10 protein-coding genes and 2 pseudogenes are annotated in these 15,246 nt (G+C 62.0%); 5 read left to right on the forward strand and 7 right to left on the reverse strand.

Going from position 1 to position 15,246, the window contains the following annotated elements; all coding sequences use genetic code 11:
• Positions 1–3: 3 nt before the first annotated feature.
• Positions 4–1,659, reverse strand: coding sequence for a sensor domain-containing diguanylate cyclase (locus BM317_RS04570; protein ID WP_170866244.1), 1,656 nt, complete (start codon positions 1,657–1,659; stop codon positions 4–6).
• 292 nt (positions 1,660–1,951) lie between these two features.
• Here BM317_RS04570 and BM317_RS04575 point away from each other — a divergent pair, with 292 nt between their 5' ends.
• The gene (locus tag BM317_RS04575; RefSeq protein WP_092165089.1) at positions 1,952–2,863 is read left to right on the forward strand and encodes a bifunctional helix-turn-helix transcriptional regulator/GNAT family N-acetyltransferase; all 912 of its coding nucleotides are present in this window, start codon (positions 1,952–1,954) and stop codon (positions 2,861–2,863) included.
• Positions 2,864–2,869: 6 nt separating this feature from the next.
• On the opposite strand, the pseudogene BM317_RS04580 reads toward BM317_RS04575, so the two are convergent.
• Positions 2,870–3,612 (reverse strand): annotated as a pseudogene (locus BM317_RS04580) (GntR family transcriptional regulator).
• A gap of 98 nt (positions 3,613–3,710) precedes the next feature.
• On the opposite strand from BM317_RS04580, the gene BM317_RS04585 reads away from it, so the two are divergent.
• From BM317_RS04585 to BM317_RS04600, 4 genes and pseudogenes are all read left to right on the forward strand, one after another.
• Positions 3,711–4,664 (forward strand): ABC transporter substrate-binding protein, encoded by a 954-nt coding sequence (locus tag BM317_RS04585; protein ID WP_256574034.1) that lies wholly within the window; start codon positions 3,711–3,713, stop codon positions 4,662–4,664.
• Positions 4,665–4,671: 7 nt separating this feature from the next.
• Positions 4,672–5,400: an ABC transporter permease gene (locus BM317_RS04590; RefSeq protein WP_256574035.1), complete on the forward strand. Its 729-nt coding sequence runs from the start codon at positions 4,672–4,674 to the stop codon at positions 5,398–5,400.
• A pseudogene (locus BM317_RS04595) lies at positions 5,318–6,475 on the forward strand (hypothetical protein); the annotation flags it as partial. The gene BM317_RS04590 and the pseudogene BM317_RS04595, both read left to right, overlap by 83 nt.
• Positions 6,476–6,754: 279 nt before the next feature.
• Positions 6,755–7,519 carry an SDR family NAD(P)-dependent oxidoreductase gene (locus tag BM317_RS04600; RefSeq protein ID WP_092165091.1) on the forward strand — a complete coding sequence of 255 codons (765 nt, stop codon included), beginning with the start codon at positions 6,755–6,757 and terminating at the stop codon, positions 7,517–7,519.
• Positions 7,520–7,579: 60 nt separating this feature from the next.
• Here BM317_RS04600 and BM317_RS04605 read toward each other — a convergent pair whose 3' ends face one another.
• The 5 genes from BM317_RS04605 to BM317_RS04625 form a co-directional block, all read right to left on the reverse strand.
• Positions 7,580–8,635 (reverse strand): hypothetical protein, encoded by a 1,056-nt coding sequence (locus tag BM317_RS04605; RefSeq protein ID WP_092165093.1) that lies wholly within the window; start codon positions 8,633–8,635, stop codon positions 7,580–7,582.
• A 32-nt stretch (positions 8,636–8,667) separates the two neighbouring features.
• The gene (locus tag BM317_RS04610; RefSeq protein ID WP_092473252.1) at positions 8,668–10,476 is read right to left on the reverse strand and encodes a hypothetical protein; all 1,809 of its coding nucleotides are present in this window, start codon (positions 10,474–10,476) and stop codon (positions 8,668–8,670) included.
• Between the two features lie 3 nt (positions 10,477–10,479).
• Positions 10,480–11,784, reverse strand: coding sequence for a hypothetical protein (locus BM317_RS04615; RefSeq protein ID WP_092473254.1), 1,305 nt, complete (start codon positions 11,782–11,784; stop codon positions 10,480–10,482).
• Between the two features lie 19 nt (positions 11,785–11,803).
• Entirely contained in the window at positions 11,804–12,724 is a 921-nt protein-coding gene (locus BM317_RS04620) for a hypothetical protein (RefSeq protein WP_092165099.1), read from the reverse strand.
• 134 nt (positions 12,725–12,858) lie between these two features.
• Positions 12,859–15,240 (reverse strand): hypothetical protein, encoded by a 2,382-nt coding sequence (locus BM317_RS04625; RefSeq protein WP_092473256.1) that lies wholly within the window; start codon positions 15,238–15,240, stop codon positions 12,859–12,861.
• Positions 15,241–15,246: the final 6 nt, after the last annotated feature.

Below are 15,246 nucleotides of genomic sequence, written 5' to 3' on the forward strand. Positions count from 1 at the left end.
GCCTCAGACCTTCGAACCGGCATGGGCAGCCTCGTCGGTGCGCGAGGTGTCATGGAATTTCGCCTGGGACTTGCCCGCGCGCTTGGCCCGGTAGAGCGCTTCATCGGCTTGGACCAGCGCATCGGCAAACTCACCGCCGGTCCACAGCGTCCCGCCGATGCTGCAGCCGATCGTGATCGACTCCCCGGCCAGTATGACCGGCTCGGCCAGTTTTGCGATGATGCGCTGGGCGGCGCCCTGCATGCTGGACAAGGATTCTCCGGTACGCAGGCGCAGCAGCAATACGAATTCATCCCCGCCGTGGCGCACAGCGATGTCGCCATCGCGCACAGCGCCCAGGAGCCGGAGGCCGACCTCCTGGAGCAATGCATCGCCGACGGCATGGCCGAAGCAATCGTTGATGGGCTTGAACCCGTCCAGATCCAGGCACAGCACGCCGAAGCCAGGCTGTACGTCGACCTCGCTGCGTACCGCCTCTATGTACTTTTCCAAGGCTGCCCGGTTCGGCAGGCCGGTGACGACATCGCGGTAGGCGATACCCTCGACCACGGCCAACTGACCCCTTTTTCGGGTGAGGCTGTCAACGAGGTGCCGGATCGCGACACTCAGCGTTTCGACTTCGCGCGTCCCCTTGAGCAAGGGAATCCCCACATCGGCGCCTTCGGAAAGGCGCGCGGCAGCCTCGGCGATGACGTTCACCGGCCCGGTGAGAATACCTGCCATGATCCATCCGATGACCGCGAACAGGATGGACAGCAGACCGCCCCAGAGGAGTATTTCATTGCGCATCTCACGTGCAGCCGCAAAGGCGATCTCGGCGGGCTGGCGTGTCACCACGGTCCAGCCCAGGCCGGGATAGTCGTCGACGCCGACACTTTGCGCCGCACCTGCCATATAGAGCTTACCGTCCGGCCAGCGCTCGACCGACCAGCTTTGTCCGCGCCCATCGAGCGTGATCCCGGCGGGCTTGCCGATCATGTCCTTGGGGCCCAGCAAGACGGTGCCGTCCTTGCTGATGACCAGGAACTCCAGGCCAGGCAGGCGCTCCTGCAAGGGGTCGAAAAGCGATCGACCGACTTCCGCGGCCCATTCCCAGGAAAGGTGCGTTGCGAGCACCCCCGTGAGATTTCCGGCGACGTCCTTGATTGGCATGCTGATATCGACGAATTTCATCGTTTCCCCGGAAGGATTCGGCAGCAACTTGGCCAGCAGGACGGCTTCGTGAACATCGCCAATGAATGTCTCTTCACGCGCCCTGGCAAAGACCGGCCGTTGCGAGATGTCGGCACCTGCGAGCACCCCGTTGGTCGATGCGACCACTTTGCCGTGGGCGTCGGTGAGGCCGATCCAGGAATAGTTCGGGAACTGCTGGCTAAGGTGGTCGAGCAGGGCGCGTGCTTCGCCGGGGCTCGCCGTGTTGCGCAGGGTTTCCAGCTTGCTCAGGACCGTGAGCGCTTTTGAACGGTTACTCATGTCGCGATCGAGGCGATCGATCATCGAGTAGGCATATTCGCTCAGTTGCAGCCCGGTTTGCTCCTTGAGCCGCGAAATGGAGGACTCGCCGATAACGGTGCCGAAGATGCAACTGAGGAGCAGCACCACCAGCGCCACGACGATGGCGAAGCGTGCCCGCAAGCTTTGGAAGAGAGGGATGTACATGTCGGGCCGCCATGGGGATGGGATTGGAAGGCCTTTATTCCATGGCGTTCTTGGCACGCATCCTCTCAAAATTTTCCAGTTTGGGGTACTGGTCCGCTCACCGCTGAGCGCGACGACAGGAGCAATGTCACTACCCGCCTTATCGCTGATAGGCCAGCCAACGGAAAGCTTGACTGAACGCACGGATGGGTATTTAGTTGTGCGGTACAACTAAATACCCATCGCATCCGAGGTCCCCGTGAACCATTGCCCGCCAGCCCTGATTGAGAAAATTCGTTCGGCGTCGCGTCTCATGGTGCGAGAGCTGGGGTTCATGCACACCACGTTGGCTGCGACGGGTTATCCGCCGTCGTCGGTGCACACCATCGTGGAGCTCGGCAATCGCCAATCCCTGACCGCGGGCGAGCTTGTCGAGCTGCTCGGCCTGGAAAAATCCAGCGTGAGCCGGATGGTGCGCAAGCTCATCGAGGCCGGCGAGATCGAAGAAGTTGCCCATGAACAGGATGCGCGGGCCAAGAGATTGCGACTCACCGCCCAGGGGCAAAACACCCTCCGAACCATCGATGCTTTCGCCACGCAACAGGTTGTCGCGGCCATGTCTCACTTATCCAGTGGGCAATGTCTGGCCGTTAGTGAGGGGATTGCCTGCTATGCCAGCGCGCTACACGCTCATCGGCTCGGTACAGCGCCGCCTGCGCCGGCGCAGTTGGAGATTGCGCGTGGCTACCGTCCTGGCGTCATTGGCCGCATTGTGCAAATGCATGCGGACTACTACTCCAGGCATTCGAACTTCGGCCAGTTGTTCGAAAGCCTGGTTGCATCGGACATGGCCGAGCTGATGGGGCGTCTGCACAATCCGCGCAATGAGGTCTGGGTGGCCCTGGATGGCGAACGAATAGTCGGTTCGATTGCCATCGACGGCGAAGGCGAGGGCGGCAGTGCGGTGCTGCGCTGCTTCATCCTGGATGATTCGGCGCGCGGCAAGGGGGCTGGCAGGCGCCTGTTGGCCGAAGCGATGAAGTTCTGCGACGAGTGGGGCTTTAGCTCAACGATCCTCTGGACGTTCCAGGGGCTCGACGCTGCTCGCAAGCTGTATGAAGCGTTCGGTTTCAGGTTGGAGCAGGAGCAAGAGGGGCAGCAATGGGGGCGACAGGTCACTGAACAGTGTTTTGTCAGGCCGGGTCCAACCATCGCGCCAATTTGAATCGTATCAAGTGGCGGTATTGGATTTGAACACCCCACTGAGCACGAAGGCATAGCGTTCCGGGCGGATGAAAAACGTCGTGCGGTCGCAGCAACGGCCGTCGGCGAAGTAGGACGTGCGCTTCATGACCAGCAGCGCGGCGCCGCGTTTGACGTGCAGCGCGCTGGCCAGGCTTTTGTCGGCTTCCTGTGCACTGATGGCCAGGTCGGCGCGGCTGACCGCCAGGCCGGTGATCGATTCGAGAATGGAATAGATCGGCTGATGTTCGACCTCAGCCCAGGCCACGCAGGCCAACTCTGCCGGCAGGTGGCTGCGTCCCAATGCGATGGGTTCGTCATCGACGAAGTGCAGGCGCTCCAGAAGCAGGCAGTCGTGCGCTTGCTCAAACAGACCCGCAGGGTTTCCGGAACGGGCTGCAGGGCATGGCTGAGCACCTGCGTGCTCGGTTGCAGCCCTTGCAACAACAACGCCTCATGAAAGCTGCGCAACGCATCCAGGCCGTGGCGTACCTGCTTGGCCGCGACAAATGTGCCTTTGCCTTGCTTGCGCTCCACCACGCCGTCGTCGCTGAGTTTGTCCACGGCCAGGCGAACCGTGACGCGGCTCCCCCCGAACCGTTCGCCCAACTGCGCCTCGGACGGTAGCTTGCCGCTGGGTTCGTAGTCGCCGCGCTGGATTTCTTCCAGCAGTTGATGGGCGATCTGTTCGTAGAGCGAGGTGGTGCTGTCGCGAAGAATGGAGGTGGACACTGTCAGCTTCCATGGCCTTGAGTGAGGGTAGGGGGCCTTCACTTCTAAGGTTATAAAAATAGATTATTGGCAGTACCTGCGCCTGGTCGGTCTGGAGAATGCCGCGCAGCGGTTGCCGCACCAGCTTTCCGGTGGCATGCAACAGCGTGGGTTATGTCTTCGCCATGGCCAACGTCCCGGCGCTGATCGCCGACAAACAAGGTTACTACCGCGAAGAAGGCTTGAACGTCGACCTCAAGGCCTTGGGCGATGGCCCGGTGATCCAGCAGGCACTGGCCGCCGGTGAACTGGACGTGGCCTATGTCGGCACCCCACCGGTGTACCAGTGGTTTTCCCGCGGGCTGCAAAGCCGGATCCTGGCGAAGGTCAATTACGGCCAGGCCGCGGTGATTGTCGACGCCAAGAGTCCGATCACCCAGTTGGAAGCGCTCAAGGGGAAAAAGCTCGCCGGGGTCAAGAAGGGCAGTGGCATGGATGTGCTGCTGCGTGGTTTTGTCCTGAAGGAAAAGGCCGGGCTCGATCCCGACAAGGACCTGGACATCATCGACATGCCGCCGGGCAACATGAACGCTGCCCTTGAACGTGGCATCGACGCGGCATTTTCCTGGGAACCCTTCGTCAGCCAGTCGGTGTTGCGCGGTTCGAGCCGGATCCTGCTGGACGTCAACCAGGCGCTGCCCCAGTACCCGTGGTACGTGGTGATCGCCTTGCCGAAAACCTTGCAGGAGCGTTCGGATGACGTGGTGAAGCTGTTGCGCGCCCATCGCAAGGCCATCGCCTTCCTCAATGAACATCCCGCCGAATCGAACCGGCTCATCGCCGAGGCGTTCAAGCTCGAAGCGGTGCAAGGCCCGGACGGCAAGACCATCGCCCCCGAAGCTATCGTCGCCCAGGCCCGGACACGCCTGGGCTGGTCGGCGGACTTGCAGGCGGCGGACATCCAGTTCATCCAGCGCCTGATGGATTACTCCCACGACCTGGGTTTTATCGACACCACGCTCAAGACCGAACAGATCGTGGATACCTCCTACCTGGAAAAAGCCGCGCACTGAGTCCGTCATGTCCTTGCCAAAACCGAATTGGGGATGGGCGTCGCTGCCATTCCTGTTGTTGATCTGGATCGCCCTGGCGAGCCGCTTTCCCACCTATATCCTGCCGCAGCCCTGGGACGTTGCCCGCGAGGCGCTACGCTGGCTGGGGGATCGTTCGCTGTGGCAGCACCTGCAGGCCAGCGTGCTGGAAGAACTGGGTGGTTTTTGCGCCGCGGTGATCGTTGCGCTCCTGCTGGGCACGGCCGCTGGCCTGTCCTCGCGCTTTCGCGATTTCATCTCGCCGCTCAACAGCCTGTTCATGGCCATCCCGCCGATTGCCTGGGCGCCGCTGATCATGATCATTTTCGGCCTGGGTTATGTCTCCATCGTGCTGGTGATTTTCATTGCCGCGATGTTCCCCATGGCGGTGACCATTCAGGAGGGCGTGCAGAGCATCCGCGGCGGTGAAGTTCGCGCGGCACGGACCTTGGGTGCCAACGCCTGGCAACTGTTGGCCCACGTCTATTTACCGGCCTCGTTGCTGTTCGTGACCGCCGCCTTGCGCATCGGCTTCAGCCAGGGCTGGCGGGCGCTGGTCGCGGCGGAAATGATCGGCGCTTCCCGCGGCATCGGCTGGATGGTCGCCACGGGCGGGCAGATCGGCAACAGCAGCCGGGGCCCAGGCCTTTGTCACTGTCGACCCGGCCGGTACGGCGTTGCGCCCGCTCTATGCCGACCTGCATGTGCACTCCGATGACACGGTGGGCACCAACGACACGCTGTACAACCTCAGCTACGGTCGCGATGTCGCCGGGCTCGACGTCCTCGGCTACACCGCCAATGACTTCAATATCACCGAGCAACGCTGGGACCAGGCGGTCAAGCTGATCCACGAGCTCAATGAGCCGGGCCGATTCGTGTGTTATCCCGGAACCGAATGGTGCGGTAACTCTTGTGCGGGCGGCGTTCCGGCCACGGCGGTGTTCGGCTCCCGTGGCGGGTTGACGGGTGTGGTCGCCGAGGCTTTCGACCGCGCCAGTGTCGGCAAGGCCTTGCGCGCCCGCCGTACCTTCGCCACGACCGGGGAGCGTTCGTTCGCCAGCCTGCGCCAGGGCAAGCACTTCATGGGTGAAGTCTTCACTGCCGATGCGAATGCCCCCCTGGACTATCGACTGCTGGGAGAGGCCGGGTGGGAGCAGGTCGATCTGTTCGATGGCGACCAGTTGATCTGGTCGCGCAACCTGCACCAGGAACTGGGTTTCTGCGCGCAACGCATTCGCCTGCGCCTGGGTGGCGCGCGGATCAAGGACCGCTATCGCGGCGCGTACTGGACTGGCGAAATCCGTATCACCGGCGCGGTCATCAATGGTTTCCGCGCCTTGGGCCTCGACCATCCCGAGCAGACCGTATGGCGCAAGGACGCCACGGTCCTGGCGTTTCGCACCGACACCAACGGCGATACCGACAGCATCGAAATCGACTTGTCGCAACTGGCCGGCGCCACGCTGCAGATCCACAGCCGTATCGACAATTACGTCAAGGTCGGCGACCCGTCCGAACCGCAACCTTGCGTGCACGCACCGACGGTGGTGATGGAGCTGTCCGGCGATGAGTTGTTGGCGCAATCGCAAGTGGTCGAAGAGTTGCCGGGCGCGGAGTTGAAGCTGTCCCTGGAACGGATGACCGCTGCACCGTTGCCCCGTGAGTTGCAGGGGCGCATCGAACTGGCCCGCCTGGGGCTTGATCCAGGGCGTGAACACCCGTTGTTCATCTGTGCCCGCCAGCGGGATCAGTCACGGGTCTGGACCTCCGCGCTGTTCCTGACCTTGTAGGAGCTGTCGAGTGCAACGAGGCTGCGATCTTTCCCCAGACACTTGAATCTCAAGTGAAAGATCAAGATCAAGATCAAAAGATCGCAGGCTTCGCCAGCGCCTACACAGCCCGGCGGTGGCCATCTCTGGCCATATTTGCGCAAAACCCCGACAGTCCCAGCAAGCCTGCGAAAGCCTGGCAGTCGCCATTGCGAGAAAGTGAAGTCGTCGATAACGACAGCGCCCACGGGCGCCGGGCGGGCGAATGTCTCGTCTGCCCGCTCACGCAGGAGAGCGATCATGACCGATATCCAACACAACATTCCCCACGAAGTCCAAGGCAAGGTTGCATTGGTCACTGGCGCCGCCAGTGGCATCGGCAAGGCCATCGCATTGCTGTTGCATGCCCGCGGCGCCAAGGTAATCGCTGAAGACATCAACCCCGCCGTCCATGAGCTGGCCCGTCCCGGGCTGGTGCCTCTGGAAGCCGACATCACCGCGGATGGCGCCGCCGAGCGCGCTGTCGGCCTGGCCGTCGAGCAGTTCGGCCGGCTGGATATCCTGGTCAACAATGCCGGGATCATCATCAATAAACTCGTCATCGACATGACGCGCCAGGACTGGGAGCGCATCCAGGCGGTCAACGCCACGGCCGCTTTCCTGCATTCGCGCGAAGCGGTCAAGGCGATGATGCCGAACAAGTCGGGGGCCATCGTCAACATTGCGTCCTACGCGTCCTATTTTGCCTTCCCGACCATTGCCGCCTACACCGCGTCCAAAGGCGCCCTGGCACAACTGACGCGCACCCTGGCACTGGAAGTCATCGAGCATGGCATTCGCGTCAATGCCATCGGTGTTGGCGATGTGGTCACCAACATCCTCAATGACGTGGTCGAGGACGGTCCGGCGTTCCTCGCCCAGCACGGTGAAGCCGCGCCCATCGGCCGCGCCGCGCAGCCGGAAGAAATTGCCGAGGTGGTTGCGTTCCTGGCCTCCGATCGCGCGAGTTTCGTGGTCGGGGCGGTGGTCATGGCCGACGGCGGCATGACCGTTACCGCAGGCTGAAGCGAGTAGTGGATGACACCTGGGGCACCGGCCGGGCTGTGCACCCGGCCGGTGTTGTTGTCAGAGTTGCACCCGACGAAGCCTGCCTCTCAAAGGGACCACGCTATTCTCGGGCGTAGGCAGTGGTCGTCCGACCAGGCCCATGCCTTCGCTGACCAGTACCGCGTCGGGTAACAGGCACAGGTTGGACGGGGTATCCAAGCCTCGGGCAAGCACGGTGACCTGGGCTGTTTGCAAGTCGCAGCTCAGCAGTCGCCCACTGAACCGGGTGAAGCCGCCATGCAGGGGTTCGCCGTTCCAGTCGGGGAGCAGGGGTTGTTGCAAGCGCTCGCAGAGTTCCAGCACCAGCAGCTGGCCGTTGGGGCGCAGTGCCAGCCCGGTGGGCAGTTGCAGGCCGCGAATCAGGAGGTCGATCTCGGCGCTGGCGGGCCAGACCCGGATCACCTGGCCGGCCTTTTCGGCAAAGTCGATGCCCTTGCGGCTCGGGTCGCCGTGCAGTTCCCCCGAGAACAGACTGATCAGCACAGCGTCTGTCGCCGGTTCGTACACCAGGGTCACGGGAACGGCTTCCTGGCCTTGATCCAGTTCGGGCAGTTGAGCCAGCACGCGCTCCTCTTGGCCCGCGACGAACTCCACCAACTGATTGGTATCGGGCTTGACGGCCAGCCAACTGCGGCGGGTCGGGTGGTAGCACAGCGCGTTCAGATTGCCGCGGCTATGGAAGACCGGCTCGGGCGGCGTGAATTGCAGGTCCAGCAGTTTGGAACCCGCGACGTAATCGGTCTGGCTGGCCAGGCAGCGTCCGTCACCGTAGGCGATGTCCGACAGCCCCATGATTTCATCGCGCAGCATGCGTGCCTGCATGTTCATGGCGCGAAACCCTTGCGCCAGGGTTTCGCGGGGCAGGTAGGCGCCGGGCTGCTGCGGATCCGGGCGCAGTCGACTGATACGGCCGCTGAAAGGTTGGTCGGGCAGCCCGGAACCTGCTTCGGTGAGCAGCAGGCTGCCGTCGGCTTGCAGGCAGAGACCACGAGGGTTCAGCAGGTCCTCGGCGACAAGGGTGCTGGGGCGCAGGCTTTCCTCCGGGTGTGCGGGGATCTGAAGGGGAACTGACATAGGCTCTCTCCGTGAACAAAAGGGGGACGCGGTCATTGCGGCGGTTGCCACGGTTCACCGGTGAGGTAGGCCCGCAGCAGTGCCCGCTGGCAGGGCGACATCGAGCGCACCACCGGCATGAACAGCGTGGTGCCTTTGTACGCATCCGAGGTGCGGGCGAGGATGGGGTTCTTGGCGCCCATGATGGCGTCGGGCTGATTCAGCGGGATATAGCGGGACATGGCGGGGAAGGCCAGGTAGTGAAAGCGCAGCACGTTGGGGTACATCAGCGGCCAGGTGATGGTCGTGCCCTGGGGAATGCCGAAGTCAGTCTGGGCATATTTGCGAAAGTTGGTGAAGTAAGCGCTGCTGGGGAAATCGTTGACCGTGCAGGTCAGGGCGACGAAGCCCGCTTGAGCGGCGCTGCCCGGCTTGAGGGTGACCGGGAAGCTGACGGAAAGCTGGCCACTGTCGACGGTCAACGAATCGGGGAAGTCGAGGAAGTCCCAGTATTGCGGTTGATCATAGACCGCGGGAGCCGCCGCCTTCAGGTCGATTTCGGTGGTGCTGGGCACCGCGCCGCCCAGGTACCGGACCTGCAGGGTGATCGACAGGCCGTTGGGGTAATCCTCCAGGTAGACGTTGCGCTGGTTGGCATAGATCCGATAGGTCGATTCGGTGGCATTAAGTGTGGTGTTGCAAACCTTGTCGGGCGCGGTAATGGCCAGTGCCGTGGTCCGCACCGTCTGCTGCTGACTGGTGGTCAGGGGCACGTCGACGATGCCGCCGTACACGTAGTAGTCAACCAAGGGACTGCTGGTCGGGTCTAATGTGGTCAGGGTGGTGGTGCCGGCGCTGATGGTCACGGTCCCGTAATCGGCGTTGGGCCCGATGGGGCTGGTGATATCGTCCCGTACAGCCCGGAAGGTTTTCTTCGGAATGACATTCACCATGTCGATGCTCAGGAGGCCACTGTCACTCAGTTCGGCATAGCCGGCGTTCCCCGTGCACTGGTTAATCAGCTGCCGGCCCGGCTGGCAGTTCAGCGGCTCGTCGGTGAAGGCCGGGGCCAGTGTGCCGATGACCCTGCCGATGCTCGGGTTGGGCGTGTACCGGCCAGCGGCGTAGTCGGCGTCCAGTTGCTCGGTGGTCATCGCGGGACACATCTCGAACATGACGAAACGCAGGACGATACCCGTTGCGCCCGGCGCTTGGATGATCGAACGCAGCCCACCGCTGTTCTGGTTCCAGTTGACGACGCTACTCAGGGGGAAGGTCAGCTGAAATGTGCCGCTGAAGCGGAAGGAGCCCGGGGCATCCATTTGCTCTGGTTCCAGCACACGCTTCTTCATGTAGAAACTGCTGCACACGGTGTCGCTGCGAATCAGCAACTGGATGTTGTCGTTGCCGCCGATTTGCAGGCCGCCGACGAAGATCTGGGTGGTCGTCGAGGCGGTGGGGTCCAGGTCCACCATCATCGGGCCGGAGACGGGCCCCTGGCCGGTCACCGGGTCCACCGAGCCGAGCAGGTAGACGGCCTGGCCCACCAGGTCGCCGCTGGTGCTGATGCTGCCGGGAGTGCCCTGGGAGCTGATCAAGGCGTTCTGCATGTCGACGACATGCTGCCCGTAGTGATTCCAGCCACCGGCGGTGTAGTAGTTGCCGGTGGGGGCATTGATCATGTTGTTCAACTGGTCGTCGGTGTAGGACTGGGCCCCCGGTGCCAGGGTCGAGGTGGTCAGGTCGAAGAGCGGCCAGTCATCGTTGCCATCGTAGGGAATGGTCGGGGAGTTGTTCGGCAGGCTGACGTCCGTGCGGATGCCGCCCCAGAAATTCAGCCGTGGTCCGTTCAGGATGCTCATGAGTTATTCCTCGTCCTTGATGGTTTTGCCGACAGGCGAATTGGCGAATTTGAACAGGTAGGAGTAATCGGATTTGTAGGGGCTCTTGACCGGGGTCGCCATGGAGTGGCAATTCATGCAACTGCTGTTGGGCTGGATGTAGCTTTCCATGGTCACGTTGGCCGAGAGGGCGGGTGTCGGCTGGCCCAGTGGGTTGCTGGGGTTGTCCGGCATCAGCGGGCGTTGGGTGGTGATGAGTTGGTAGTACTTCAACACGCTGCGTTGCAGGTCCGGGTCGCTGCGGTAACGGGCGTTGACCTGGTTGGTGATCTCGGCGATCGGGGTGAACCGGTTCAACGGGTTCGGGGTCTGGAAGGTGGTGCCGGGTTTGGGCACGCAGACCAGGTGTGCGCCCTGGGTCTGCCAGTCGCAGGGTGACTGGTTGAGGCTGGCTGCCGGCGCGTTGGGATTGAAGTAGGAATAGGCCGTGCCGGCTACCGGCTGGTCGACCCATACGCCGTTCACCAGCACTTTGGGCGGAACGTTGTCGACCTGTTCGAAGGTCGACCAGATCCACTGCGGATAACCGTTCACCTTGGTGATGATGTGCAACCCCACCAGGCCCAGGTAGGCCTCGGTGACGCCGGTGCGCTGGCCTTGGTCGTCGAACGTGGCCACGCGTGCAAGCATGGTCAGGTAGCGGCTGGCGTTGTCATGCGTGGTAAGGATGCGCCAGCTCGATTTGACCTCGATGACCCCGTAGGGAAAGGTGATGTTGTTGGCTTTGGACACCACGTCGGCGTTATAGAACTGGTTGGCGACGATGTAGTTGTAGGAGGTCTCGTTGGCCGAGATGTCGTAGTAGGTCGGGTTGCCGGCCTGGTCGATCAGCCAGCCGCCGACGGCCTGGTCGACGGCATTCACCTGGGAGCTGTTCTTCAGCGCGGCGATGTTGATGATGCCCAGGCTCTTGGCCAGTTGCGGGGTGTTCCAGGGGCCTGGATCGGCCCCCCGTGGCAGGAAGATTTCTTCCACGGTCTTGTAGGTCTGCCAGACGGTGTAGCCAGGGTCCCCCGGTTGCTTGCTGCAGTCGGGATCCCCGCGCTGCCCTGCCTGGGCGGGCCAGTTCACGGCGATGAACAGCTGCCAGCTGTATTGATCGAACAGGTCCTGGCTGGCGGTGGCCGCCGGCGCCGTGCTGGGGGGCTGGCAATTCAGGCTGGAGGCCTGCGGCCGTGGCATGGCTTGTTCCTGGGATTGCTCCAGGGCCAGGGCCGGAAGATTGGCCAGACCCAGTAGTACCAGGATGAAACGCAGTGAAGTGTTCATGGCGATTCTCCGTCATTGCTCAGGGTTTGCGCTGCATGAGCTTGTTCCACTGCGCCTTTTGCCCGTTGCTCTGGGAAGCCGGTGGCTCGAACAACTGGCAGGGCGGCGGATTCGCCGGGCACATCGCGGCCACCTGCGCCCAGGTCTGGGCCGGGTCCGGTCTGGCGATGCGGAAGTTGGTGTAGTTCTGGCTGACGATGGGGGCATTGGCGACGCTGGTGTCACCGGAGAAAAAGAACGATTGGGGCTGCCGGTAGGGCGGTTGCCCCGACATCTTTTTGTAGAAGGCATAGCCGAACAGGATCGGCCCCTGTGGTGATTGAAGGTCCAGCGCGTAGGCCTGCACGCTGGCGTCGAGGTTTTGGCTGCGCTCGGCGCTGTAGGGCAGGTGCTGGATGAAGTCTTGGCGCGGCGGATGATTCATCGGCGAGAACATGCAGCAGGCGGGCATGTCCTTGGGGCGATCCTGCGGATAGGTCAGGAAGTACGCCTTGTTGCCTAGGGACACGAAGGAGCAGGTGTAATTGTTGTTCTTGATCGGGAAGATCGGCAGGCAGTACTTCTCATAGTGCTCCATCATCGCACCGAAGCCGTCGCCATCGGCCGGTATATAAGCCGTGTCGTAATAGCTGGTGCCTCGAGAGACGGTGTAGTCCGCCGGGGTCAGAGTGGAGGGCGGATTGCTGTAGGGCGGCGGGTTTTTTTCGTAGTTGTGCATCACCCGGTACATCGTCCAATCGCTGATCCAGAACGCCGGGAAGAACGGATCGGAAGGGTCGCCCGGTGCGCGTTTGGCGATGCAGTTGCCGTTCTGTTCGTTGCACCCCTCGGTGTTGTGCACGCCCATGGTGAAGTAGACGGCACCGCTGTCCTGGGCAAACAGCGGTGGGCTGAACAGCAGGATCAACAGCAACAGCCGGTTCAAGATACTGGTTTTCATAGGTCACTCCTTTGAAAAATACCGGGTGACACTGTGGGCGAGCCTGTGGGAGCAAAGCTTTGCTCCCACAGGCTCAGCTCCTACACAAGCTCGCTCCCACAGTGGTTTATCCTCCTTGGATAACAGCGTTACGGTCAGAGGTTGTCGTAGTCGCTCATCTTGAGTTGTTGTGGCGGATAGTTGCGCTTCACCAGCTTCTTGGCCCATAGCTCCAATACCGCGCGGCGGCTCTGGGACATGTCACGGGTGATGGGCATCGAGAGCGTGCTTTCTTCCTGGTAGGGCTTGCTGATCAGCACAATCAACTGGTCGATGGCGCCTTCGACGCGTGCCTGGGAGTTGAGCGGCATGTACTTGTTCATGATGGGGTACAGGTAATAGAAGGTCTGCAGGATGCGTGGGTAGAGGAAGCCCTCCCACAGCTGCGTGGCGGCGTTCTGATCCTTGTAGACGGTGTTCCAGTAGTTGATGAAGTCCTGTTGCAGCTGCAGGTCCAAGGGCAGGACGCGGAGCGGGGCGAGGAAGTCGATATAGGCTTGGGGAACGGGGAAGCTGAAGGGGATGACCGGATCGCTGTCGCCTTCCTTGACGAAAAAACGCAAGGTCGGGAAGCCCGGGGCCACGGCCCTGAAGCTCACCTGGGCGATGCCGTTGGCGTCGGTAGTCGTCGTTACATAGGAGTAATCCACCTGGGTGGCCGGGTAGTCGCTCAGTGTTCCAGTGACGTAGACGCCGGCGTCGAATGCCAGGCAAGGGCGTAAGTTGACCGCAATCGGTTTGCCCGGACCATTGAGGAAATCCTGGTACCCAACCGGTGTGCTCGTCGGCCGATGCATGTTCTGCAGGTCGGTAAGCCGGCGGCCGCTGCCAGTGGCCAGGTAATTCGGTACGGGGGGCGCATCATTGAACTGCGGTAGGTTGGCGTGATTCAGGTTACGGTCTGTCGGATCGTCATAGAACAGCGTGAAGTTCGCCGCATTACTGAATGCCAGGTAGTAGTCGCTGGTCGTCACCATGTAGGGGTTGCCGTATTCCGCGACCCACAACGTGGTGTTGGCGGCCGGCACACCATTGTTCTGCACCATGATGGTCAACGTCTTGTGGTCGCCCACGTCGATGAAACTGCCGCTTTCGATGACCTCGGCGGTCCACGTCTGCGCAGTGGCGGCTACCACCGATGCCGCCGGGGCCGGGCCCTGTTGTTGCAGCTCCAGCGGCGCTGATTGCAAGGTCGCCTTGTCCGCGTCGCTGAGGGTGAAGTCCAGCAGCCCCGAGCGTTGGTCGAAGGCTGACTGTTGATACTGCGCGAAACCGAAGTCGACCACCGGGGTGAATACGTCATTCTGGCGTACACCCAGTTGATAGTCGCCGGCCTGGAATTTTTCGGCGATCAGGATGGGGGCATCGGGCTCTATCGGATAGAACGGGAATGTGTTGGCCAGATCCAGGGACAGGGTGTTGCCGGTAATCTGCACCGAGGTCACGCCCAGCTTGGTGTTTTGGGCCGCCGCGCCTGGCTTGGCGACGGCGACGGCCTGCGCGGGCACCAGGCGCCGGCCGGCGGGGGCGGTGGGGTATTCGTCGGCGAACCAGAGGCCCAGGGTGGCGGCGGTGCGGCTGTAGGCCGGGTTGAAGAAAATACCGGAAACGTTGTCCAGGCCTTTCTGATACATCGCTTGCAGACGAGCCGTATCCGAGGGGGCGTTGGAACGGGTGTTGACGTACGGGAAGTCGTTGAAAACACCGTTTCTGTCATAGCAGGTCAGGTAGGTGGAGAACCTGAACATCAGGCCCTGTGCACCTTGCAGCTTCATCTGCTGCTGAAGGTTATTCAGCAACGCCGAATCGCCGATGACCCATTCCAGGTTTTCCTGGGGAAAGCAGGTCTGCCAGGTAGTGGTGACATACACCAGGCCCCGGAAGGTGCTGGCCCAATTGAAGTTCAGGAAGCGATCCATCATCCGATACTGGCGATTGAGGGTCAGGCCACACGTGGCATCCCCCAGCATCAGCTTGTCGAAATACAACGCGGTGAAGGTGTTCTGCCACGGGCTGACGTCCACGAAGCGCGCGGCCGTCGGAGTGTTGCTGCCAAAGGGATTGCCGAGCAATTGGTAGTCCCTGCCAACCAGCGCATCCTCGGTGATGTAGGTGTTGGCCTGCAGCTCGCCGCCAATGATCGTTGAGCGAGTCCCTTTGTAGCTCACCGTGCCGCAGGCATTGTCGCCAAACAGATCCCATTCGGCGGGCATGTACGGGTAGTTGTTCGGGTTGGCATTGGTCGGCACCTGCAGCACATAGGTTGGCAGGTCTGCCATTGCCAAGGGCTTGATGGCCCAGGGCATCAACTGGGCGGGGGCGTTCGTGGCGTTGATGTCGAAGTGGCTCATGAACGGCCAGTTGATGTCCGCGTTGACCGCGTCATACAGCGGAAACACGTCGTTATTGTTGGCCGTCGGTGGGTTCCAGAACATATGGCCGTTGAGGTAGATACGGGGGAAATTCAATACGCTCATGTCATG

It is taken from the genome of Pseudomonas sp. NFACC24-1 (genome assembly GCF_900115235.1).
Taxonomy (GTDB): Bacteria; Pseudomonadota; Gammaproteobacteria; order Pseudomonadales; family Pseudomonadaceae; genus Aquipseudomonas; species Aquipseudomonas fluorescens_AA.